Genomic DNA, 23,475 nt, shown 5'->3' with positions numbered 1-23,475 from the left:
GAGCTCGGATCTAGGTAACAGGCGCTCTCAAGCAAGTTCCCGGTGACTTGGAGTTCGGCCGTCTGTGCAGGAATGCCAGCGGCGTGAGACCAAGTCCAAACACTGGCGTTGCACAGCAAGGCTACCAGGCATCTACGTGTTGCGAGCATCGTGATTTGCCCTCACTTGAACAGGTCATGGCTCGGTGTCAGCGGTTGTTGGCAACGGCGCTGGCGGTGCAGGTACCTGCGGTGCAGCTGAACTGCAGCTGCGGGCGGCCACCGAAATCATTTACGTAGGTCAATACAGGTTTGTCGCCCAGTGACTTGCTGCTGACACCCAGATCCAACTGACCTCTGGGGGTGATCATCAAGGGCTTGAAGTCCGTTGCGCTGGCGGTTTTGAGGTCGGGCGTGGCATCGATCACGGTGATGTAATAAGGCGTCGGGTTGTTCACTAAATAGCGGTCGTTCTGGCGGGTAAGCGTCAGTTTTTCCTGCCAGGGGGCTTCATTGAGACCGGCTTTTGGAGCAATAGCCACGGGGCGATAGAAAAGCTTCACTCGCGTTTGCAGCGCGATCTGCAAAGTGTTTGGTTTATCGCTGCGCGGCGGCACTTCGCGAAGGTTGAAGTAGAACAGTGATTCGCGATCCTGGGGCAGTTGGCCCAGTTCAGGCAGACCTTGAATTTTCACCTGGCTGGTGGTGCCGGCTTCCAGGCGCTGGATTGGAGGCAGTACCACCAGGGGGCTGGTGATCTTCTCGGCCTGTTCGTTTTCAATCCAGGCCTGGGCCAAATAGGGCAGTTGGGTATTCTGGTTGCTGACGCTGAGGCTGACCGATTTCTCGCTGCCGGTAAAAATCACCCGGGTACGATCAAGCGACACGGCGGCTTGGCAGGTCTGTGCGGTGCACGCGCCGATCAAAACGAGCAGGGGCAGAGTGTTGCGTTTGAAGCGAGCTTTCATAGAGGTACCTATTGCAATAAATTAAGCGCCAGCGTTATCCACGTCGCTGACTGGCCGGCACATCAGCTCCAGTTGTCGCTCAAGCGATGTAACCCGGTCGGGTAGGGTGAAGGTGCATCGTGCGCTGCCATCCCAATGCAGCGACATGGTTTCGCCTGGCTTTATGCCGCTTAGGTAAGTCGATCCTTCTTCACCGACAATGCCGGTTTCCTGGCCGCGGCTGTTCTGGGCGGTTGCGCCAAAGGGCGGAGCGCGGCGGTTTGCCATGCGAATGATGACCATGGACTTGTAGCCGGCAATAACGTCAAAGCGGCGATAGCCAATCGCGCCCTCGGTCAGGGTCGCCTGGGTGACTGATTGGGTGGCTTCGACGTCGTCGGCCAAGCTGTCCAGAACTATGTTGGCCTGATTCCGGTAGTAGCTGTTCACGTCGCTAATCACAGCCTTGCCGAAACGGTTGGTGCGGGTGACCCCGCCGCTGCCGCGCACCGGTACGCCGGCTACGCCCTGGGTATCAACCAGAAGCCGGGTGCCACCCATGAGGCTGCTACGGTGCAGGGCCGCGCCTTCACCGGTCAGGGTTGCTCCGCCTTGCAAAGACAGGCTCGCCGAGGTGTACTCGCCGGTCTGATAGCTGGCACTGGCCGTTACCTGAGCCTCATCACCATCATGAGAGAGGAAGCCGCTGGCCGTTTCACCGCTTGAGGCCTTGCCTGCGCTGAGCATGTAGTGGTTACGATCATCGATGCGGTCGTAGTAACTCAAGCTATGGCTGCTTTGCCCCTGGTTTACCGATGAGCTGTAGCTGAATGAGCCATTGCTGCCCCAGGGAATGCTGACCGACAGGTAAGCGCCGTCATCTGAGGTGCCGCTGGCCTTGTTCTGGTATGCGGTGAGCGACAGGCTGAGGTTCTTCAACCCTCCCACGTTGAAATAGCGTGACAACGACAGGCTATAGCGATCGCTCGCCTGGCTGTTCCAATAGGTCTGGTGGTTGTAGTTCAAGTACACGCTCAGCGCGGAATCGCGAAACTGTTTGCTTAATGTCGCGGTATACATTTCCTTGCTCTGGTTCAGTGGCTGGCCACCTCGCCGGGCTTCGATGAATTCGTTCATGCTCATGTAGCTCTCTTCGGAGAACCGGTAGCCGGCAAAGGTGACCTGGCTGTCGTACTCGTCGAAGCGTTTGGAGTAACTGGCGCGGTAGGATTTACCGCTCAATGTGTCGCGCTCCGGCAACGTCGCTCGCGACTGTGTAACGTCGACGGACAATGCACCGAACGCCATGAGGTCACGGCCTACACCCACAGCCAGCGAACCGTAGTCCTTGGCGCCGAGGCCACCGCCATACAGCGACCAACCGTTGCTCACCCCCCAGGAAAACTCACCGGTGGCGAATGCCGGGCCATCAAGCTGATGCTCCCAATCAGAGGGTTTGCCGGCAGCTAGCTTGTAGCGCACCGAACCCGGACGGGTCAGGTAGGGGATGCTGGCGGTGTCCATCTGGAATTCTTGGACGCTGCCATCCTGTTCTTCGACGCGCACGTCAAGTTGGCCAGAGACCGCATCGTTGAGGTCTTGGATGCGAAAAGCGCCTGGTGGTACCTGGGTGTCGTAAAGCACTCGGCCTTGCTGGCGAATTACCACGCGCGCGTTGGTGCGGGCTACACCGCTGATTTCTGGGGCATAACCTCTGAGGTTGGGGGGCAGCATGTTGTCGTTACTGCTCAGGTTGCCGCCGGTGTAGCGGAAACTGCCGAACAGGTTCGAGTCCAGGTAGTCCTCACCGAGGATCAGGTTCGAACGTAGCGACGGCACAGCGCGCAAAGCGTAAAAGCGACTCCAGGCAAATTGCTGCTGTGAAGGTTGGTCGGCGCTGCGTTGCATCTGGCTTTGCCAGTCGCCGCGCAAGCGCCAGGCACCCAGGTTGATACCGGCGGTACCATTGCCGCTGAGGTTATCGGTGCGTCCTTTACCTTGTTTGCGTTCGGTGGTCTGGGCGTTGAGGTTGTAATCGAACAGCACGCCGGCGATGCCGTCGTCCCAGCGTGAAGGCGGATCCCAATTTGCCGCCGTGTACTCCAGTTGGTCCTGGGGAATGCTCACGTACAGTGCCGAAGTACTCAGGCTGCCACGTGCCTGCATGCCAGGAACACTACTGAGGTTCAGACAGGCGCCGTCGTGCCACCAGGTCAGGGACTTTAGGACGTGCTCTTTCAGACCCAGTTCCTTGACCAAGGCTGGGGAAAGACAGGCGACGCTGCTTTTCGGATCGTCGTCGGCCGGGAGGTAATCGATCGGGAATTCCGTCAATGTATCGCGGTTCATGTGGACCATCAGGCTGTACTGGCCGGGCATAATGAAGTTGGCCGATGCAAACACTCCAAGATCAAGGTTCTCGCGATCTTTGAGGTCCAATACCTCGGTGTTGAATTGGAATTCTTCGGCTCCATTTACCCACGTCGCGACACAACACAACGCCGTAGCAGCCAATGCCTTACGGTGATCCACGTGACTAAATCCTTGAGCGAAACTGCGCACTGGGTAACTGCAGTTCAGAAGTGCTGAATACTCAGCTTAATCGTGGCGTGATAGTCGCCCGCTTCCAATGTATGTCCACTGCCGACGAGTGACAGCGAGTAGTTAAGAGTCAGCATGTCGGGAGACATACTGCTGTGTTGTAGTAACATGCCGGGTGAAACTAACTTTCCTTCCTGGTCTTTGATTTGTAAGGCAATGCCCTGTGCGACGCCTTGAACACTGAAGTATTTACCATTGGACTCACCTTCAAATGTTAATTGGAAACGCTGCGAAGGTTCAGTGTTGTCGTTCGTGCGGTAAGTAATGCAGTCATTTATAAAAATATTAAGGGGTTGTTTAGATGTAGTATCGCCATTGATTAAACCGTGAAGCGCTGTGGGCTTAAATGCAATCGTCTGGCTATCATTACCCATACGGATAGTGCAGGCGCTATCGACAATGCTTCCGGTCATCTGCACTCGCCCCTTGAGCCCAGTAGTCATCACCGGCTCGGCCAAACAGACAGACCCGCCCAAGGTGCAAAGGGCCAGGGTGACCAGCAATGCGGTTGAACGACTCATCTACGCCTCCGCAAAGTTCTCCGCAGCACGCAGCAAGTGCTGCGGAGTCCTCAGTGACAAAATCCGTTACTGATATGCGAGGGTGAAGTTGGCGAAAGTCTCGAAGTTACCCGGTACGATTTCGGCTGCGGCAGCTTCGCCGCCGCCTTCCGCAGCAAGCATGTCGCCCTGCAGATAAGCATTGAATTGCAGGTAGGTGTCGCCATTGGACAGCGACTGAGCAGGCGAAGCACTGCCCAGTTTGATGAGCGCGCCGGAGTGATCGGCAATGGCCAGGCTTGCACCTTGGGCAGTGCCTTTCAGCGACAGCAGGTCCGGGTTCGACGAGGGCGAACCGGTGAAAGTTGCCGTCGCAGACTTCAGAGCGCCCAGGTCACAGCCGCGCAATTCAATTTTGAAAGGAGTCGGGTTGGATTTGCCGCCGTTTTTCAGGGTTACGTTGGAGATTTGATCCATGTCGACAGTCTGGTACTGCGACTCTTGAGATATTGAACACGGCGAATCGATAATCGCGCCCTTGAAGGTAATCACACCGTGACCCTGATCTTTGGCAACACTGACAGCAGAAGTGGCAGCCAAGGTGATTGCCATTATCGCGCCAGCCAACGTACTAACTTTCATTTGAAACTCCTAAATTGATGTTGGTGTCCTTGAAGGGGACTCAATTGAACTCTCTTTGCGCCGGGGTATCGCCGTACCCTTGAGCTGGAGCCAGTTTAGGAGTGACAGGGGAAGAAATGAGTAGGACGTTGCCTATGCATGATAGGGAAATTTCCTACAAATTTGCTGGTTGGCAGTTAGGGAATCAATGCATTGCGCTTGGCGAACTCGGCCAGATCGACCAGCGAGGCGGCGCCTAGCTTTTGTAGCAATCGGGTTTTATAGGTGCTAACAGTTTTATTGCTGAGAAAGAGCATTTCACCAATCTGCTTATTGGTGTACCCCTGGGCCAGGTGTTGCAATACCGTCACTTCACGGTCTGTTAGGGACTGAATTTGTTCAAGCTCAGTAAGTTGTTCTGCTGAATTGACGCTGTCAAAGGACAGAGAGGGGAAGAAGCTATAGCCGGCGTCTACGGCTTTGATCGCGTTGATCAGGCTGCCCAAGTCTTCTTCTTTATTGACGAAGCCACGAGCGCCCAGCTGGATGCAGCGCCGGCACACTGAATCGGCGGGTTGAGAGGTCAATATTAGAATCTCGCTGCGTACATTCAAGGCTTTGATTCTAGAGATAACGGTATAGCCATCCAGCTTTGGAATGCCAATGTCGAGGACAACCACTTGTGGTGTCAGGTCGCGCACGAGTTGAACAGCGTCGATACCATTGTCTGCTTCGGCGACCACACGCATACCGTGCTTTTCCAGCAGGACCCGGACGGCAAGTCGAATGACCGGGTGATCGTCAACTATAAGAACGCTATGCATAATGTGAGTTCTACCTTGAAAAAACGTTTGTTACGAAGCGGTGTAGTCTCGGCGATATAAGGTTAACACCATTAGCTATTAGCGGCAGAGCTGTAAGTGCAGGATAGTGCTGCCTTAGGAAATTTCCCAGTGCGCATAGGAAAAGTCTCATGGAGATGTAGGAAGCGCTCCTTGCAGACTGTTCGTCCTTTAATTGCGTGCGTGTAGACCTGCAATGCAAGATTTGACTGTTTTGGTGCTGGAGGATGAGCCCTTTCAGCGCCTTGTCACCGTAACCGCGTTGGAAAAGGTGCTTCAGGGACCCATTCTGCAAGCTGCTGGTGGAGAAGAAGCGATTGCTGTCCTGGCCGCTTGTGACGCTGTGGACATCGTCCTCTGTGACCTGAAAATGGCGGGCATGGATGGCCTGGCGTTCTTGCGTCATGCCAGCAGCAGCGGCAAAGTCGGTGCTGTGGTGTTGTGCAGCGAGCTGGATCCGGTTCTACGTCAGGGCACAGTCGCGATGATTCACTGCCTAGGTCTTACTTTTCTGGGCGACCTGGGCAAGCCGTTCAATCTTGATGGGTTTAGCCTATTGGTTAAACGGTACCGGGAATACTGCAGCAGCATTCCCAGACTGTCGCCAGCAGAATTGCCGACCTTGGGCGACGTGCAACGCGGCCTGGATAACGGCGAATTTGAAGCCTACTACCAACCCAAAGTTACTCTCGAGGGCCAACTGCTGGTCGGAGCAGAAGTTTTGGCGCGTTGGACGCACCCGCAGTGGGGCGTTTTATTGCCGGCGCATTTTTTGCCCGTCATGGAAGAACACAATCTGGTCGATAGGATGTTCTGGCAGCTTTTTGACCAGGGCCTGGCCCTGCAGCAAAGACTGGCTGTACAAGGACGGGTGATTAACCTAGCGTTCAATCTGCATCCCGCACAACTGGCGTGCACCGGGCTGGCGGAGCGCATTGCCGTGTTGCTCAAGCAATCGCAGGTGCCAGCGGTCAGCGTGATGTTCGAAATCACTGAAGTCGGTGTCGTGAGTGCGCCGGCCAGTAGCCTGGAGAACTTGGTGCGGCTACGTATGCTTGGCTGTGGCCTAGCCATGGATGATTTTGGCGCTGGTTATTCTTCGCTGGACCGGCTCAGTGAGCTGCCGTTCAGCGAGATCAAGCTCGATCGGGCGTTTATACGCAAGATGCAAAGCCAGCCAAAAAGCGCCGCAATCATCAGTTGTTCTGTTGCGTTAGCCCGAGCGTTGGGGGTCTCGCTGGTTATCGAAGGTGTAGAGACCACCGAGCAACAGGTACGTCTCATTGAGTTGGGCGCCACCCTTGCCCAGGGCTTTCTTTTTGCACGCCCCATGCCGGAAGCTCATTTTATAGACTTCTGTACCGTTCAGGCGGGTTGGGACCGTTGAGGATTGAACGACAGAGGCGACTTTGAACTATTATTGCCTCATCCATGACGGCCCTCCAGTATCATGCCGGGCTCTTGAATGAACGGCCTTCAGCCAACGGATTCCCGTACTTCAGGCATTTTCGGTCTCCTATTTCATATGTATCTACGTCCATTCTGTCTGTCCATCGGGCTGTTTTTGGGGGGCGCCCCGGTGATGGCTACATCATTACCTCCAGCCCCGCAGGTACTGTCCAGCCAACTGCGTATCGATCGTCCCGATCTGGCTGTTTCTAGCGAAGATTGGCATTGGCTGCGGCACAAGGCCGAGCTCAAGGTCGGCGTATCGGCAGCCGCGTCCGCGCCGTTTTCGATCAATGCCCAAGACAACCTGTACGAGGGCATCAGCGCCGATGCAACTGCTCTGGTCGCGCAGCTATTGGGCTTGCAGGTGAAGGTCGTGGCCTTCGCCAATGAGCAGGATGCGCACAAGGCATTACAGGCCGGTAGCGTTGATGTGATCAGTATTCACGGCAGCACCAGGCCACGCCCGAACCTACTGCTGAGCATTCCCTATGCCGAGGATAGGCTGGCGGTTTTCAAACGCAGTACCGAACCTCGGCATTCACCCGTTGATCTTGCTGGCTTGCGCGTAGCGATCACCGAAGAACACAGCGACGAGCTCAAGCAGCGCTACCCGCAGGCCGATTTGCGGGTGTATGCCAAGCATGATGAGGCGATTGCCGCTGCAGCCTTTGGCCAAGCTGACGTTTATCTGGACGATCTGTACAGTGCCTACTACCGAATCAACCACTCCTACTATGGTTACTTGCGCTTTGAGCGTTTCAGCGATCTATCGGTAGGCGGTTATGGTTTTGCCTTGCGCACGGATAACTCGCGCTTGCAGCGGCTCATCAATGTCGCCATCGAGGCTATCGGTGACGATACGCTGCGTAACCTGTCCAAGCGCTGGGTCGGCAACAGCTTTATTCCAAGTGAAGAACCCTTAGACCTCACCGTAGAGCAGTTACGCTGGATCCAGCGTAACCCAGTGGCGCGACTGGTAATCAATGATGACATGGCGCCGGGTGCCTACTTCGACTCGAACGGCGTATTTTCCGGTGGGTTCGCTGACCTGCTCGAAGTGATAACCCTAAATACGGGCCTGCGTTTTGAGGTTGTTTTGCGCAGCGGCGGTTACCCGCAGATGATCGAAACGTTGAAAAATAACGAAGCTGACCTGGCCTTGATGACCGCCAGCCTTGAGCGTGAAGCGTTCCTGCGTTTTTCCAGGCCGCTGGATACCAGCCCCTTTGTGTTGCTTAGCAGCAAGGAACAGCAAGGCAAGCTGGAGAGCCTGGCCGACAAGCGTGTGGCGATTCCTACTGGGCACGTGGGCTCACAGCAACTGCGCAAGCGCTACCCCGAAGCAGTGATAATTGACGCTGGCACCACGCTGGATACGATGAACTTGCTCTATGAAGGCAAGGTCGATGCCGCCATTGTGGCGTTGCCTGCAGCACGTTATTACAAGGAGCGTTTGTTTCGCGATAAATTGGCGATCAACCAGGTGATTGATGTCGGGCCTGCCACGCTCAACTTTGCGATGCGACGAAGTGATGTCGAACTGCAATCCATTATCAACAAGGTCATGCAAAGCATCGCCCCGGATGAGATCAATGCGATTTCCAATCGCTGGCGTTCACCACCAGGGATGAGCGGCCAGACTTGGGTCGATTACCAAAGGGTTATCATCAACATCGTCGCGGTTGCGGTGTTGTTGCTTTTGCTGTCGTTGGTCTGGGTGGTGTATCTGCGTCGCCAGATTAAAGTCCGGGCAAGGGCAGAGCGGTTGCTCAGCGATCAACTGCAGTTTGTCGAAACACTGACTGATTGCATGCCGCCGCCGCTGTATGTGCGTGATCTCAAGGGACGCATGCTCTCGTGCAACCGCAGCTACTTGAAAAGTGTCGGCCTGAGCGCCGAGCAGGTGCTGAACAAAACGGTGCGTCAGCTACCCAAGGAAAACTTCGAGAGCCTCCCGGATTTTCATCGCAACTACTTTAAGGCGATGCGCGACGGCCAGACGATCGAGTCGGTGCATGCCATTCAGCTCCAGGGTAGGGAGGCGTGGATCAACCACTGGGTGCAACCGTTCCAGGACCCCAAAGGTGAGATAAAGGGGGTTATTTGTGGCTGGTTAGACATCACTGAGCATCGTCAGTTGGTGGAGCAGTTACGAGAAGCAAAAGCCCTCGCGGATGATGCCAGCCGTGCCAAGACCAGCTTTCTGGCGACCATGAGCCACGAAATTCGCACGCCAATGAACGCCGTAATCGGCATCCTTGAGCTGGCACTTAAGCGCGCCGAAAGTAAGCCGATTGACCGCGCGAGCATTGAAATCGCCCATACTTCGGCAAAAAGCCTGTTGGAGTTGATCGGCGACATTCTCGACATCGCCCGCATCGAATCCGGACGTCTCAGTCTGTCGCCCAAGCGTGCCAACTTGCGTGAACTGATCGAGTCGGTGGCCAGGGTGTTCGAGGGGCTGGCTAGGCAAAAGCGCTTGACCCTCATCCTTGACATCGATTCGAGCATTAACTGCGATGTGCTAGTCGATGCCCTACGCTTCAAGCAAATCCTCTCCAATTTGATCAGCAATGCCATCAAGTTCACCGAAGAAGGCTCGATCACGATCAGTATTTCCGGGTTCTTGGTCGATGCCAGCCTGCTTAATGTTCACCTCAGTGTGGAAGACACCGGTGTAGGCATAAGTCCTAATGATCAGCAACGCTTGTTCAGACCTTTCGTTCAGGCGCAGCGCAATGTGCAACAGACCGAAGGGACGGGCCTGGGACTAGTGATCTGTCGTTCGCTGTGCGAAATGATGGGCGGCCATGTCACTATGAGCAGTGCTTTAGGCCGTGGAACGAAGATAGAAGTAGAGCTGCATTTACAGGTATTAGAGCGCATCAACATCACGCAGTTACCCGCGTTACCCTTGGCTCATCAACGTTACTGCTTGCAAGTTCTGGTGGTAGATGATCACCAAGTCAACCGCCAAGTATTACACCAACAACTGGAATTCTTGGGTCATGATGTCTATGAGGCAGAAGACGGGCAGCGTGCCTTCGACCGCTGGGGCGAGCACTCTTTTGATGTTGTTATTACCGATTGTCATATGCCGGTCATGAGTGGTTCGGACCTTGCACTAGCCATACGCAGAGTCGAACAGGAGCAAGGACTAGAGCCCACGATGATTATTGGCCTTACGGCCGATGCGCAGCCGGAAGAAATAGAACAGTGTATAAAGGCGGGCATGAATGATTGTCTCATCAAGCCTATCGGTCTTGATGAGTTGGACGCGAGATTGTTGGGGCTACAACAGAATCGGGATGCAGAGAACGAGTGTCCTGCGACGACATTGCCACTGATGGCATCCGATTCACTACAACTGGTAGATCTGGGACCTCTGGAGTTGCTTCTCAATAATGACCCGGTAAAGTTTCGTGAAATACTGGATGAGCTAATCAATAATAATCGCAAAGATTGTCAGTTGCTGAGAGTCCTACTTCAGAATGGTGAGACGGATAAGTTAGGGGAGTTGGCTCACAGAATTAAAGGCGCTGCGCGTGTGGTTAAAGGAGAGCAACTGGTCGAGTCTTGCCGGCGTATGGAGTTGGTATGTGCTGATGCACAGGCTTCGTCTGAAGAGCTCAACCAGGCGTTGAGCGAGATGGAGTTTTCCATACTCCAATTGGAGCGGGTACTTGCAGCTCTTTGAACGGAAATTGTCTCTAGGACTGCTTATGTCGCGCTGAGCTTCTTGAATAAATCTGTAATCCACGTCGGTATCCATTCCGTTTTCAAGCTGCGGAACACTCGCTCCATCGGCGCATTGTCCCGGCAGTTTCCCCAGCGGCTCATGCTCTGGCGCATTCGATAACCCCACAGCCGCTGGCGAAATAAACGACTTGCACACTGGGGCAGCAGTTCCGATTGGCGCAGCTTTTTGAAGGCAACCAATTTGGTTGCCAGCATGAGTCGCCGAGGTAACTGTCATGAAAACGCCGTGGCCGAGAGCTTTTTCCGTAAGCGTTCGGCAATTACACCTTGCTCTTGGGTATTGGCATAGCGGCGATCAGGCTGCCCACCTTATCCTCCATCCTGTTACCGCCCCAACATCAGATGACTACGCCTGAAGTCTTTTCGTGGAAGTCGATGGATTTCAGCGAGCGTTGGTTAACATAGAAAAACTCTAATTCACGCATACGGACTTTGGTGTTTACGCGATCAGTAGTGGAAGCAGGATAGCCTCCTGCTTCCACGAGTGGATTGCTAGTTAATGGGTTTGCTGATCAATCCCGGCCTGTAACGCCTGGCTATCACTGTGCCCGCCGACCCTCAGCGGTCCAAGGTTGAAGGCTTGATCCTTACGTATGGCGTCGTCCTGTTTCTGGGTCAATTCGTCCTTGGCGCCCAGCACCAGGTTGACCGGTGACTTCGACAGGTTCAGCCCGACATCCGCTCGGTAATCGCTGCCGGCCAACGTCGTTGCCGTGACCTTGGAACCACCCAGGTCGACCTTGCCCTGGTCCGCGCTGATCCGGGCGCCAGTCAGGTGAGCTTCGCCACTCACCTGCAGTTTGACGCCTTGCGTGCGGATGCCCGACGCTTGAGTGACGCTGTCTTTCACCACATGGCTGACGTCCAGGTTCAACGTCGGGGTGTAGGACGTGTTGCCGCTCTTGTCGCCGAACAGCACGTTTTCGGTGGTATTGGCCACCGAACTGCCGGTGGTGTTTTTGCCGTTGACGGCGTAGCTGTCAGTGGTTTTTGGCCAGGCTTTTTCCTTGAGGTCGGACAGGCGAGTGCCCACGGCATCCTTCTTGTCCGCCAGGTAAGCCTTGGCTTTGTCCACGCTCGTACCGAAGGCGCCGCGGGGCTCGGGGTTCACGTCGTAGCTACCGCTGCGGGTGAGTTTTTCGCCCAGGCGTTCCTTGGCGTTGCCAACGCTGTTGACCACGCTGTCCTTGGCCGAGGCCAGGTGCTCGGTGCCCTTGTCCACGGCGTTCTCGAGCTTTTCGCGGTGCTTGTCAAACGCGCCCTCGGCCTTGGCTTGCACCTTGTCCTTGAGCGGGCCGCTGGCCTTGGCCAGTTTGTTGACCACGCCGGGTTGGTTTTTCTCGACATCAAGCTTGGCGTCGACGTTGACCTGGGTGCTGCTGACTTGATCCTTGCGGCTCTCGACGACGAGGTCGCCGCCGACATTGCCACTGACCTGATCGGCTTCAATTCGCGCGCCGGCCAGATGGGTATCACCGGCACTGTTGATCACCACCTTATTCGCCTTGATCAGGCTGTCGTGCTGGGTGGTGCCTTGCAGGTGATCCACGTCGACCTTGGCCCGCGCATTGATGCCGTGCTGGGTCTTGGGGGTGTCATGTTCACCGGCGTCGGCCAGGGTGGTTTTGCCGCCGCTGCCGCCTGCGCCCAGGGTCACGCCCCAGCTGTTATGCGCCTGGGTCGATTGCGCCGACTCTTGCAGGATGCCGCCGTTTTGCGCATCCAGATTGACGCTGTCAGCCACCACCTGAGTGCCTTGCAGGTGGATCGCATCCGCCGCGTTGGCGCCGCTGGTGAGGCTCACTTTGCCGTTGCTGTGCAACTGCCCGACGCTAACGCCATGGTCGTTTTCGGCGACTTTGCCGATGTTGAAGTTGGCGCTCAGGCTGCCGGTGGTGCCGCTGCTTTCAGCGCTGCTGGTCTTGCTGGCCCCGACCGTCAGGCCGCCGCCCAGGTTGCTGCCGCTGCTCACGTGCGTAGCGGTGGCCGCTTGCAGATTCAGCTTGCCGCCAGCGTTGAGGCTGATGTCACCGGTCTTCGTGGTGCTGCTGCCGACCTGAGTACCCTGCAGGGTCATGTCGCCACCGCTGCTGAGCTGGATCGGGCCGTTGCCCTGCAGCGTCGCGACACGCGCCTGGCTGTCCTGGGTGTTCAGGCGCTTGTCGTCCAGTTGCACGCCGGCACCGAGGCTGGCGTTCGTACCGTTGCTGCCCGGGGCCGTGCCCACGGTCATAGAACCGCTGCCGCGCAGGCTGTTACTGGTGTTGCTCTGGGTATCGTTGGCCTGGTTCAGCGCCAATTCGCCACCGGCTTTGAGGTTGACGCCCGCCTGGCCGCCGTTGAATTGGGTGCCTTCATAACGCGCGTCGCCTTGGGTCTCGATGTTCACACCCTGGGCCCCGGCGTAGCTGCCGACCACCGCCGTGCTGCTGGATTCGCGCACATCGCTGCTGCCGCCTGCGCCATTGCCGCGCACGTTCAAGTCTTCACCGGTGGTGGTGTAGACGCGCACGCCCACTCTGGCGTCAACGCCTTGCTCGCTGCTGGTGTGGGTGTTGGCGGCCGCCGTGGCGAGGTGCTCGCCGGCATTGATCTTCAGCCCGCCCTCACTGGCGCGGTACTGGGTGCCTTCATCTTTCACGGTGTTGGCGACATTGACCTGCACCGTGCCACCGCTGAACTGGCTGACCACGGCGGTACTGTCCTGCTGTGTGCGGGTCTTGTTGGTATGGCCGACTTCCACATCGAGCCCGACATTCGGTTGCTCGAAGGCATCCAGCAGGCCGGGCTGATGGAATTTGGCCTGGGCCACGCCGTCGACGGCTTTTTCGATCGGCCGGGTGATGCCTTTGTATTCAACATTGGCGCCGACGTCGGCGGTCCAACCGTTCTCTTTGTGGGTGCCGGTCTCGGTGTTATGCGCCGCCTGGTTATCGACCTGCGCCGCGTTGACCTGCAACTCAGAACCGGCCTTCACCTGCGCGCCCTGGCTGGTCAGGGTGTTGCCGGCGTTGATCGTCAGCGCGCCGGCCGACGCCACGCTGCTGGTTTGCGCGGTGGTTTTGTGGCTGGTGTCAGTGCTGCTCTGGTGGCTGAACTGCGCACCATTGCCGGCTCGGTCCAGGCCGCCGGTGTAATACACGCCGCCAGCGGTGGTAGTGGTGTCGGTTTGGCTACGGGTGCTGTCATCGGTCGCCAACAGCTCGACGTTTTTGCCGCTCACGGTCGCATCGCCCTGGGTCGCCTTCAGCTCGGAACCCTTGATGCTCACGTCGCCACCGGCCGTGACGGCCAGGCTGCCGCCGCTGAGGCTGGAAGCTTGCTGCTGGGTGGTGTCGGTCTTGCTGGCGTGCTGCTGGTCTGCATAGTTCACACCCGCGCGGTACTGATGCGTGCCGTCGGCGGTTTCCTTGGCGTAGCTATCGAAACCCCGCGTGTGAGTGCTGGTAGTGGTGTGAGAGGTGTTTTCAGCCGACGCGACTTTGATGTCACCCTTGGCATTCGCTTGCAGTTCGCCTGCCGCAGCGACCTTGGAGCCGCTGACGCTGATGTCCTTGGCGCTTTGCAGTTTGAGGTTGCTGTCCGAGCGCAGGTTGCTGGCGACGACGGTGCTGTCTTTGAGGTTCTTGCGGCTTTCATCCTTGGAGATACCAAAGAACTTGCTGTCGTTGCTGTAGCTATTGTCGTGGGAGGTGTCTTGCACGCCGTCGATCACCAGAGAGCCTTTGTCGCTGATGACGCTGGCCTGTTGGCCACCACGCGCCTGGCTGCCGCTGATGCGCACGTCGTCCGCCTTGACGATCAGCTTGCCATCGGCATTGACCTTGCTGCCGGTGTTCAGGGTCTTGCCCTTATCGCCATCGCCGTTCTTGCCGAAGAAACTGCCGCCAGTCAGGTCGCCGGAGTAAGCGTTGTCGCTGCTGCTCTGGATACGGCTGGCGCTGGTGATGTCGACTTGCCGAGCGGCCAATTGAATATCGCCCGCAGATTTCAGTTCGGCGCCTTGCAGTTGCAGTTTTTGCTGGCTGGTCAGCTCCAGGGCTTTGCCGGCCTTGAGACTGCTGGTGACGCTGCGCTGTTCGCTGCTGGACTTGTCCCAGTTGGCTTTCCACAGGTGCTTGCGGTGGTTGCCCTGGTCGCGGGTTTCGTGGGTCTCGGTGGCGGCGCTCAGTTGCAGGTCGGCGCCGCTGTTGACGCGCAATGCGTCGCCTGCTTCGACCTTGCTGGCCTTGATCTCGGTGTTGGCGCCGGACGACAGCGTGGCATTTTGTTGTGCGACGACGTTGTTGCCGTGCTGACGCGAGTCCTTGTCGGTGGTGGTGCGGTCATAGGTTTCGTAGGTAAACAGGAAGTTGCTGTTGTTCCACTGCTCACGTTTTTCCTGAAGTTTTTGGCTTTCCAGGCTGCTGAGGGTGAGGTTGCGGCCGGCGTCGAGCTTGACGTTGCGTCCGCCGACGTCGGTGGCGGCGAGGCTCAATTCTTTGGCGCTGTGCAAGTCGACATCGCCCTGGCGGCTCTGCACACCGGCGCGGGTGGCGTCGAGGCTGTTGGCGTGGACCTGGCCGCTGATATCGAGGTCGCCGGCCGAGCTGACCTTCACCCCATCACGGCCCTCGACTTGCACCGCGCCCACGCGCACCCCGGCACCTTCGGCGGTGCTGATGATGTTGATACGGCCGGCCTGCATTGCCCCGAACAGGCGGGCGTCGATACGCTGGTCCTGGGTTTTGCTCGCCGGGTCGACCTGGCGCACCTGGCCGCTGGCGTAGTCGACCTGATTGCGGCCGACCTTGAGGTTCAATTGGTCACGCGCACTGAGGCGCCCATCGCTGTCGATACGCGGCGCGATCAGGTTGATCGACCCCGCGCCGTTTTGCAGGCCCTGGCCCTGCACCGTCAGGTGGCCGCTTGCATCGCGAGTGTTCAAGCCTTGCAGCTTGCCGTCGTTGAGCTCAGGGCGGCCCACTACCAGGTTGGCATTTGGGGTGTTGATGAAACTGCCGCCGTTGACGGAAATGCCATTGGGGTTGGCCAGCACATAATCGGCAGCCCGGCCAAAAATCTCCTGAGCGCCGTTGATGGCCGAGGCGTTGCGGCTCACCACTTCGTTGAGGATCACGCTCGCCGCCTGGCCCTGGAACTGCGGATTGGCCGCCAGTTGCCCGGCGAGTTGCGATTGACCAGCCTGCAAGGCGTTGTTCAACACCACGCCCTGGCGGTCGACGTTGTAGTCCAGAAACTGGTTATGGGACAGGCCGCCGGCATTCGGCGCGACGATGTTGACGATGGGCACGCCGCCCTGGTTTTGCAGCTGCGGCGTACCGCCAGGCCCTTCGACGACGGTTAAGCCTCCGGCCAGTACCAGCTGTGGCAGCAGGAACAGGCTGGCGATGGCCCAGCGCAGTTTGCCCTGGGGTGAAAGGTGAAATGTATGGGTGTCAGTCGGCATAAAAAATTCGCTTTGTGTTGGCTGATCCGCGACGTGCGTTGTTCGTTGCAACGCTGCTGTGGTGGTCAGGTACGGCGGTTAACTCAGGCTAAACAGGTGTTGCTCAAATCTGCACGCTAAGGCGCGTCAGCCAGACCTCCGGCTCCTGGCCAAACCCTGCGGGCGTGTTGAGGTTGCGTTGGTAATCGAGGTCCAGTTGCACGTTTTTCCAGCTGAGGTTGAGCCCGGCACTGGCACCGCTCAGGCGCTGGCTTTGAGCGCCGTGTTCGCGCTTGATCCAGCCGTTGTCCAGGCCCAGGCGCGGGGTGATTTTTACCGGCAGGTCGCTGGTGAGCGGCAGGCGCAAGGTGTTGCGCCATACCGCGCCGATGGCCCCGGACGTGATGTTTTCGCGGTAGCCACGCACCGCCGAATCGTCGGTGCCCAGCAGTTGTTCGATGGCAGGCAACGCATCCGGGCTGTATTGCGCCGACAGCTGGCTCTGCCACTGCCACGGTTGCCCCAGCCATTGGCCGTTGCGCCATTGGGTGAGGTTGGCGCGGTACTTATGGAATTGCGCCTGGGGCAGGTTTTTTTGCGTTTGGTCAGCATCACGGTCGGCGCCGAACCATGTCAGGCCTTGGGCGTAATTGACGTCGAGGTTCCACACTGCGCTGTTGAGCCAGAACAGATTCAGGCCAGCCTCGGCCACTGTCAGCGTTGGGCTCTGGATGCCTAAGCGAACCTTTTGCAGGTAGCTGTCGACGTCCTTGTAGGCCAGTTGCAGGTTGGCGCTGAGTTGATGGCCCTGGTCGCGCCACAGCACGCGGTCGGTGCGCAAACTGACCTGGTCGGTACGGCCGCTGTTGTAAAACGTGGCGCGGCTGAGCTTGAACGGCGAGCGGTATTCGGTGTGGCTGGCGAACAGGCTGTAGGTCCAGTACCCGTAAGGGATGGAATAGAACAGGCTGTTGCTGCGGCTGTAGCGCGGCCCGTGGTTGAGCGTGTCGCTGAAGCTCAGGTTGAGCGAATCGTTGAGCTTGAGCGGGCTGTCCAGGCTCAGGTTGATGGCATTGCGATCACGCCCCGTGCCGGCACTGCCGAGGTTATCCACTCCAAGCCCCAGCCCCCAGCGTGACGCCGTGCTGCGCGAGCGCAGGATGATGCGCGAGGCGCCAGCTTCATTGCCAGGGGCGATGTCGGCGGTGAGGTCCACCGAACGCAGGCGGTTGAGCTGGTCCAGGCCTTGTTCCAAATCGCGCAGGTTCAGCGGCTTGCCGAGCATCCCGGGGAACGCGCCGCCTAATGACACCGGCAGGCTCTGGTCGGCCAGTTCGATGGCTTCGAGGTAGCCCTCTTCGACGTGAATATCCAGCGACTGTCCGGCCGCCGGCGGGCTGATCAGGTACGGGCGGCTGGCGATATAGCCGGCTTGCACATACAGCTGGGTGATCTCGGCCAGCAGGCGGTTGATCTGGGTGACGCCCATGCACGGCGCCACGTAGGGTTCGATGCGTTTGTTCAGCTCAGCCTTGCTGAACAGCGTGACCCCTGCCAGGCGCGTGCCACTTAGCGGCCAGCAGCGGTCATCTTTGGCGATGTCTGTTGGCAAGGCCGGCGTGGCCGCTTGCGTACCGAAACTACCGCGTTGCAGTTGCCGTTGGCGCTGCTCCAGGTGTAATTGCTGCAAGTCGCGCTGCTGTTGCTGCTGCAAGCGCAGCGCTTCCTGGCCCGCTTGCGGCCCATCGGCGGCGGCGGCCGGCAGCGCGCACAGGCAGAGCAGGGCGACGCCCAGGCTCTGGATACAATACTGGCGTTGGGTTGAGGGCTGATTTGGCACTCGACATCCTTAACGTAGAAGTACGCACAATCCATACCCATTAGCCAAACGGTGAACTCAGGGATTTTGCACAGTTGAGCCATCATTAAACTGTTTGTTACATCAGTGGCAGGACTTTTTACGTAAAACGTGGGGAATGCCGCGTTATTCACAAAATAAATGCATAGAGGTGGTGCGGGAGGGCCTGGCGACAACTCGTTTGGGCGTTTCATGAGGCGATTTCTGCTCTCATTCTGCTGACTCACCGATCAACCCTGCCTTTCAGACGTATTTACCCCTTTGCCTTTTACAAAAGCCGCTGGGCTAGCATCAGGTTGTTCAATACAAACAGCTGAACATCGGCATTCTGTTCTCTACTCGCCTCCAGGCATCGGTAGTGAATCTTGCGCTTGCCCCGTTACTGCATGCGGCCTTCGCCGTGATGCTTGTAACTGGTTGGCCGCGCACCATTTGCCAAGACAACGTCCTGTTCAGCCTGCTCCGCTTGCTTGGCAACATCGAGCGCATACGCTCGATGTAGTGCGCGCGGTTAAGGGTGTCCCCTTTCGACCGATTCTGTTGAAAAAGTCGGCTATGGTTTCCACGGCAGAAAAGTACGCGCTTGAGATTGAAATCTCTACTTTGAGTAGAGGGATCCCGGGCTCAGATTTCGCGTAGCAGCGCGCAAGAAAGGCGTTTTCAGCGGTCAATATTCCGGCAGGCTGGAAGAACCGACTTTTTCAACAGAATCGACCCAAAGCTGACATCAGGCGATGGATGCTCTTGGCCAATAGCCGTGATTAAGCAACCAGCGTAATCTTTCGGCCATCTCGCACAATTGAGGCAAGCAACAGATGACGGAACAGCTTTGCGTTGTATTCATTCCGGCGCTTTCGGTGGCTTTGCAAAGCGCCGAAACGAACAAAGGCTCCCCACTTACAGAGTCCGAGGCACTCAAAATCCGTGATCACGCGACGTGTGTTGCAGTTCCATTCGACGTCGCCCTGGATATGGAGAACGAACGTGGTTTCCGGGACTTAGTTGCCGAGGACTGCTGGAATGAATGGCAGCGACTACGGCTCTCAATGAAGAAATGCCCCCTCTGAATTGCACAAATACTCAGTCATAAGATGCAGTCTCACCTGCCTATTGCTGCTGAAATGAGAGGCAGCTATTGGCCGATTCTGTTGAAAAAGTCGGCCATGGTTTGCGCATCAGAAAAGTACGCGTCCGAGATTGAAATCTTTACTTTTGGCAGAGGCTTCCGGACTCGGATTGCACGTAGCAGCGTGCAAAAAAGGCGTTTTCATCAGTCAATGATCAGGCAGTTCGGGCAAACCAACTTTTTCAACAGAATCGGCCGTTTTCTGCCCTTCGCGACAGGCAGTTATCGATCCCAAAGGGACACCGGAGCAGGTTATCTACCAGCTGTGTGTTTGGAGGTGTGTATTGTTGAATTTGCCGTTACCCTTCTGGGACATCACGCAATAAGGACTATGCACATGAATGTCGGAATGGCTCATGCGATTGAGGCCGCAGAAAGCGAGTATTTGTGTGCCCGCGTCGAGAGTTTGTCTCGGATAAGTGGAAACCCTTTTGGTGCTCGTGTGTTTTTCAACGAAGCTTTTCCATGCTTTCAGGTGAAGGCATCACCTAGCCCGATGCTCAATCGCATCTACGGCGATAGTACCGACAGACCCAAGCCACTATTGAGCTTGCTCAAGGAATCAGCAGAGTATTCGACAGTAACGCCTCTTATCGGAAAGGCCTCGCCTTTGAAACAGTACGCTTTGGTGGGTGAGAGGCGGCTGGAGCGTCTGAGGGGGTGGACGCATCTGCAACTCGCGTGCACCATCGAAAATGTGGTCTTGAATCACCACTCATTCGAAATCGAAGAAGCCACCTCACAAACGCTTCCTGAGTTCGCAACCGTGCATGCGAGTGGATTTCATACCAAGCCAGAGCATCTTCAGTTGAGCCAGGCTTCGTTCGCAGGACTGATGTCAAATGAACGTCTGAAAATCTACGTTCTTAAAGCTGATGGAAAGGTCGTGGCAGGAGCGTTGATGTACCTGGCCTGCAATGGAGTTGCCTACCTTGGGACGGCTGCCACCCGAAAAAATGCACGAGGCCAGGGCTACCATGGAGCCCTGATATCTCATCGGGTAGAGCAAGCAAAAAAACACGGCAGTCTTGTGATCGCCGCAACCGCGCTTCCCAGCTCGTAAAGTCGCCGAAATTTGCAGCGTACAGGGCTAGCGACATCCCACGCTCAAGCGCTATATCGCCTGGTAGATAGCTGAAGTCTGCTCTTGGCCGGTTAGCGACGGTCTGACTTCGACCGTCGCTATGCATGATCAAACCTCAGTCTGTTCCGCCATTTCCAGGGCGTCATCGACCTCAATCCCCAAATATCGAACAGTGCTCTCCAGCTTCGTATGGCCGAGCAGCAACTGAACCGCCCGCAGGTTCTTCATCCTGCGATATATCAGTGATGCCTTCGTACGTCGCATTGTGTGGGTGCCATACATGGCAGGATCAAGGCCCACGGCTTTCACCCAGCCTTTGACGATACGAGCGTATTGACGAGTAGATAGATGGTCTGAAGTATGCAGCCGGCTAGGAAACAGGCAGTCCTCGCTGCGTAGCTGGGCCCGATGTATCCAGGCCGCGAGAGCAGACCGTGTTTGCTCAGTGATCTCAAACTGCACAGGCCGCTGCGTTTTCTGCTGCATCACCATGGCTCGTGATGATACGTGTTCGCCATGGGCGACATCGCGCACGCGGAGCTTGGTTAAGTCGCAGGCTCGAAGCTTACTGTCGATGGCCAGATCGAAGAGAGCCAGATCCCGGGTTCTTTCCGCAATTTGAAGCCTTACTCGGATGGCCCAGATATCTCTCAGTCGGAGTGGGGCTTTCTGCCCGACTAGTTTTCCTTTGTTCCAGGGCTGACGGCCGCAGGTAGCGATGATGTTCATAACAAGTCCTCCACGTGTGGAAAGACAAGGATGGCTAATCAGAGCGACGGTCGCTCACCGGCCAAGAGTACTCTCTTAGAGGGGTCTAAGAAGCCGGGGGGAAATTAAATGTAGGAAATTTCTCACGCGCCCTTGAACTTTAATGAGCAACAGTCGTTCATAGGGGAGTTGCCTGTCAGAGGCAATTCTCGCAGATCACGTGCCGTTCTGGTGCATGCTGCACCCGCAGGAAGATTTCACAGGGATGCGAAATGAAAGTATGTTTCCGGCCTAAGGAGTACCTGGCCCGTTTCGGTACGTTGTACTTGCCTGTTAGAAAACTGCCACCGTCCCTTCATTCGGTGGCCGTATTGTTGTTCGGTTTGATCAGCTGTTTCGGCGTGCAGGCCGCTGACCCTCCCGCACCTGCCCAACAGTTGCTATTGCAGCAGGACCGCGAGCGAGCGTTGCGCGAGCAACTTGAGCCGTCGCCTGATGTGCGCCTTGAGGCGCCGCCCTCATCCTCCGCCGGGGTTTTGCTCGAGAAGCGCGAATCCCCCTGTTTCCTGATTCGTCAGGTCGTCTTGAACGGCGAGTTGGCTGAAGATTTTCAATGGGCACTGCGCAGCGCCGATCCCAAAAATGACCCGGCCACCGGTCAGTGTCTGGGTGCCCAAGGCATCAACCTGACGATGAAGCGAATCCAGAATGCAATCATCGAGCGCGGGTTTGTCACGACACGCGTGCTTGCACCTCCTCAGGATTTAAACAGCGGTGTGCTGCAACTGACCCTGATTCCGGGGCGCATTCATTCCATCCGCTTCGCCGAAGGCACCTCTACCCGAGCCAATGCCTGGAACGCGGTGCCTGCCAAAACAGGTGACCTGCTGAACCTGCGTGATCTTGAGCAAGCGTTGGAAAACTTCAAACGCGTGCCCACGGCTGAGGCGGATATCCAAATCGCCGCGGCCCAGGGGATGGACGCAAAGCCGGGCGACAGTGACTTGGTTATCGCGTGGAAACAGGCACTTCCCGTGCGTTTGAGCGTGTCGGTAGATGATTCGGGAACCGACGCCACAGGTAAGTACCTGGGTTCGGCTTCGGTGTCGTTGGACAACCTGCTGAGCCTGAACGATTTGTTCTACGCCAGCTTCAACCACGACTTGGGCGGGGGGGACGCGGGTAATCGTGGTTCCAAGGGCCATACCTTGCACTACTCTGTCCCCTACGGTTATTGGCTGTTTGGCGTCACGTCCAGCGAGTATGACTATCACCAGACGGTCGCTGGGGCCAACCAGACTTACAAGTACACCGGAGAAAGCAAAAACAATGAGATCAGCGCGTCTCGCTTGCTGTATCGCGATGCCGTGCGCAAAACCACGCTCAAGCTCAGTGGCTGGACGCGCACTTCGCAAAACTATATCGACGATACCGAGATCGAAATTCAGCGCCGACGCATGGCAGGCTGGGCGCTGGGGCTGAGTCATCGGGAGTTCATCGGTACCGCCACGCTCGATCTGGGCACCAGCTATCGCCGGGGCACAGGTGCGCGCAACGCAATCGCTGCTCCTGAGGAGGCGTTTGACGAAGGGACCTCGCGTTCGCAGATCATCAACGCCGACGCGCAATTTTCCGTACCGTTTGGCCTTGCCACGCAGCGCTTGCGTTACACCGCGGCCTGGCGTGCGCAGTGGAACCGCACGGCGTTGGTGCCGCAGGATCGTTTCTCGATCGGCGGGCGCTACAGCGTGCGCGGGTTTGACGGTGAAAACATTTTGTCGGCCGACCGTGGTTGGCTGGTGCGTAACGACCTCGGCCTGGCGCTGGGCAACTCCGGGCAGGAAACCTACCTGGGTGTTGACTACGGCAAGGTGGGCGGGCCTTCAAGCCAATACCTCATTGGTGATCATCTGGCTGGGTACGTGGTGGGGTTGCGCGGTGGCTACCGGCAAGTGTCTTACGACGTGTTTGTCGGTCAACCAATCAGCAAACCCAAGGGCTTCGAGACTGCCAGTACCACGGCAGGTTTCAGCCTGACGTGGTCGATGTGAGGGTTTGCCATGCAACTCGATAACCTTGAGCTGATCGCGCCGGCGTTCAGCGAAAAGCCATGGAACGAGGCCCAGGCGCTGGGTGCCGCCGTATGGCTGTGGATGCACTCGGCGAGCCATCGCGATGTGCCGCTGCACACCCTGAACGCGCTGCTGTTGCCAGCTATTGCCAACCGCCAGTTCATCATCGGCTACGAATCGGGGCGCCCGGTGTTTTACGCCGCCTGGTGTTGGTTCAGCGTCGAGGCCGAGCAGCGCTATGTGCAAAATCCTGCCATCAGCCTGCCTGCGCACGACTGGAACAGCGGCGAGCGACTGTGGTTCCTGGACTGGGTGGCGCCTTTTGGCCACAGCGCCCGCCTTGCACGCTTAGTGCAGCGCCATTTGTTTGCCGACAGCCGGTTCAGCGCTCTGTATCACCGGGGCAACGAGCGCGGGTTACGGATCAAGCGGTTTCAAGGTGCTGCTCTGGCGCGCTTGAAGTGGCCGATCGCGGCCGTTGCCCGCCAATCGTAGTACT

Annotated in this window: 12 protein-coding genes and 2 pseudogenes; 5 read left to right on the top strand and 9 right to left on the bottom strand. The window is 57.3% G+C overall.

The window, feature by feature from the left end; all coding sequences use genetic code 11:
* Nucleotides 1-187: 187 nt before the first annotated feature.
* From PSH73_RS16695 to PSH73_RS16675, 5 genes are all read right to left on the bottom strand, one after another.
* Nucleotides 188-946 carry a fimbria/pilus periplasmic chaperone gene (locus PSH73_RS16695; RefSeq protein WP_057960154.1) on the bottom strand — a complete coding sequence of 253 codons (759 nt, stop codon included), beginning with the start codon at nt 944-946 and terminating at the stop codon, nt 188-190.
* 21 nt (nt 947-967) lie between these two features.
* Complete coding sequence (locus PSH73_RS16690) at nt 968-3,457, bottom strand: outer membrane usher protein (protein ID WP_198830934.1); 2,490 nt, start codon at nt 3,455-3,457, stop codon at nt 968-970.
* 44 nt (nt 3,458-3,501) lie between these two features.
* Entirely contained in the window at nt 3,502-4,047 is a 546-nt protein-coding gene (locus tag PSH73_RS16685; protein ID WP_057960153.1) for a fimbrial protein, read from the bottom strand.
* A 66-nt stretch (nt 4,048-4,113) separates the two neighbouring features.
* Nucleotides 4,114-4,668 (bottom strand): fimbrial protein, encoded by a 555-nt coding sequence (locus PSH73_RS16680; RefSeq protein ID WP_057960152.1) that lies wholly within the window; start codon nt 4,666-4,668, stop codon nt 4,114-4,116.
* Nucleotides 4,669-4,844: 176 nt separating this feature from the next.
* On the bottom strand, nt 4,845-5,471 hold the full coding sequence (locus tag PSH73_RS16675) for a response regulator transcription factor (RefSeq protein WP_057960151.1): 627 nt from the start codon (nt 5,469-5,471) through the stop codon (nt 4,845-4,847).
* Between the two features lie 214 nt (nt 5,472-5,685).
* Here PSH73_RS16675 and PSH73_RS16670 point away from each other — a divergent pair, with 214 nt between their 5' ends.
* Together PSH73_RS16670 and PSH73_RS16665 are read left to right on the top strand one after the other, a co-directional pair.
* On the top strand, nt 5,686-6,876 hold the full coding sequence (locus tag PSH73_RS16670; RefSeq protein WP_200660417.1) for an EAL domain-containing protein: 1,191 nt from the start codon (nt 5,686-5,688) through the stop codon (nt 6,874-6,876).
* A 138-nt stretch (nt 6,877-7,014) separates the two neighbouring features.
* Nucleotides 7,015-10,638, top strand: a complete 3,624-nt coding sequence (locus PSH73_RS16665; RefSeq protein ID WP_370694604.1) for a transporter substrate-binding domain-containing protein — start codon at nt 7,015-7,017, stop codon at nt 10,636-10,638.
* Nucleotides 10,639-10,659: 21 nt separating this feature from the next.
* On the opposite strand, the pseudogene PSH73_RS16660 reads toward PSH73_RS16665, so the two are convergent.
* From PSH73_RS16660 to PSH73_RS16650, 3 genes and pseudogenes are all read right to left on the bottom strand, one after another.
* Nucleotides 10,660-10,838 (bottom strand): annotated as a pseudogene (locus PSH73_RS16660) (IS3 family transposase); the annotation flags it as partial.
* Between the two features lie 358 nt (nt 10,839-11,196).
* Nucleotides 11,197-16,149 (bottom strand): hemagglutinin repeat-containing protein, encoded by a 4,953-nt coding sequence (locus PSH73_RS16655; protein WP_305460956.1) that lies wholly within the window; start codon nt 16,147-16,149, stop codon nt 11,197-11,199.
* 103 nt (nt 16,150-16,252) lie between these two features.
* Entirely contained in the window at nt 16,253-17,968 is a 1,716-nt protein-coding gene (locus tag PSH73_RS16650; RefSeq protein ID WP_057960146.1) for a ShlB/FhaC/HecB family hemolysin secretion/activation protein, read from the bottom strand.
* Nucleotides 17,969-19,449: 1,481 nt separating this feature from the next.
* Here PSH73_RS16650 and PSH73_RS16640 point away from each other — a divergent pair.
* A pseudogene (locus tag PSH73_RS16640) lies at nt 19,450-20,250 on the top strand (GNAT family N-acetyltransferase).
* A gap of 54 nt (nt 20,251-20,304) precedes the next feature.
* Here the strand turns inward: PSH73_RS16640 and PSH73_RS16635 are convergent.
* Nucleotides 20,305-20,925 carry a tyrosine-type recombinase/integrase gene (locus tag PSH73_RS16635; protein WP_128593361.1) on the bottom strand — a complete coding sequence of 207 codons (621 nt, stop codon included), beginning with the start codon at nt 20,923-20,925 and terminating at the stop codon, nt 20,305-20,307.
* A 251-nt stretch (nt 20,926-21,176) separates the two neighbouring features.
* On the opposite strand from PSH73_RS16635, the gene PSH73_RS16630 reads away from it, so the two are divergent.
* Entirely contained in the window at nt 21,177-22,955 is a 1,779-nt protein-coding gene (locus PSH73_RS16630) for a ShlB/FhaC/HecB family hemolysin secretion/activation protein (protein WP_233096795.1), read from the top strand.
* Nucleotides 22,956-22,964: 9 nt separating this feature from the next.
* On the top strand, nt 22,965-23,471 hold the full coding sequence (locus tag PSH73_RS16625; RefSeq protein WP_046068326.1) for a toxin-activating lysine-acyltransferase: 507 nt from the start codon (nt 22,965-22,967) through the stop codon (nt 23,469-23,471).
* Nucleotides 23,472-23,475: the final 4 nt, after the last annotated feature.

Source organism: Pseudomonas sp. FP2294 (genome assembly GCF_030687625.1).
GTDB lineage: Bacteria > Pseudomonadota > Gammaproteobacteria > Pseudomonadales > Pseudomonadaceae > Aquipseudomonas > Aquipseudomonas shahriarae.
This window is presented reverse-complemented; position numbering and strand designations above follow the sequence as displayed.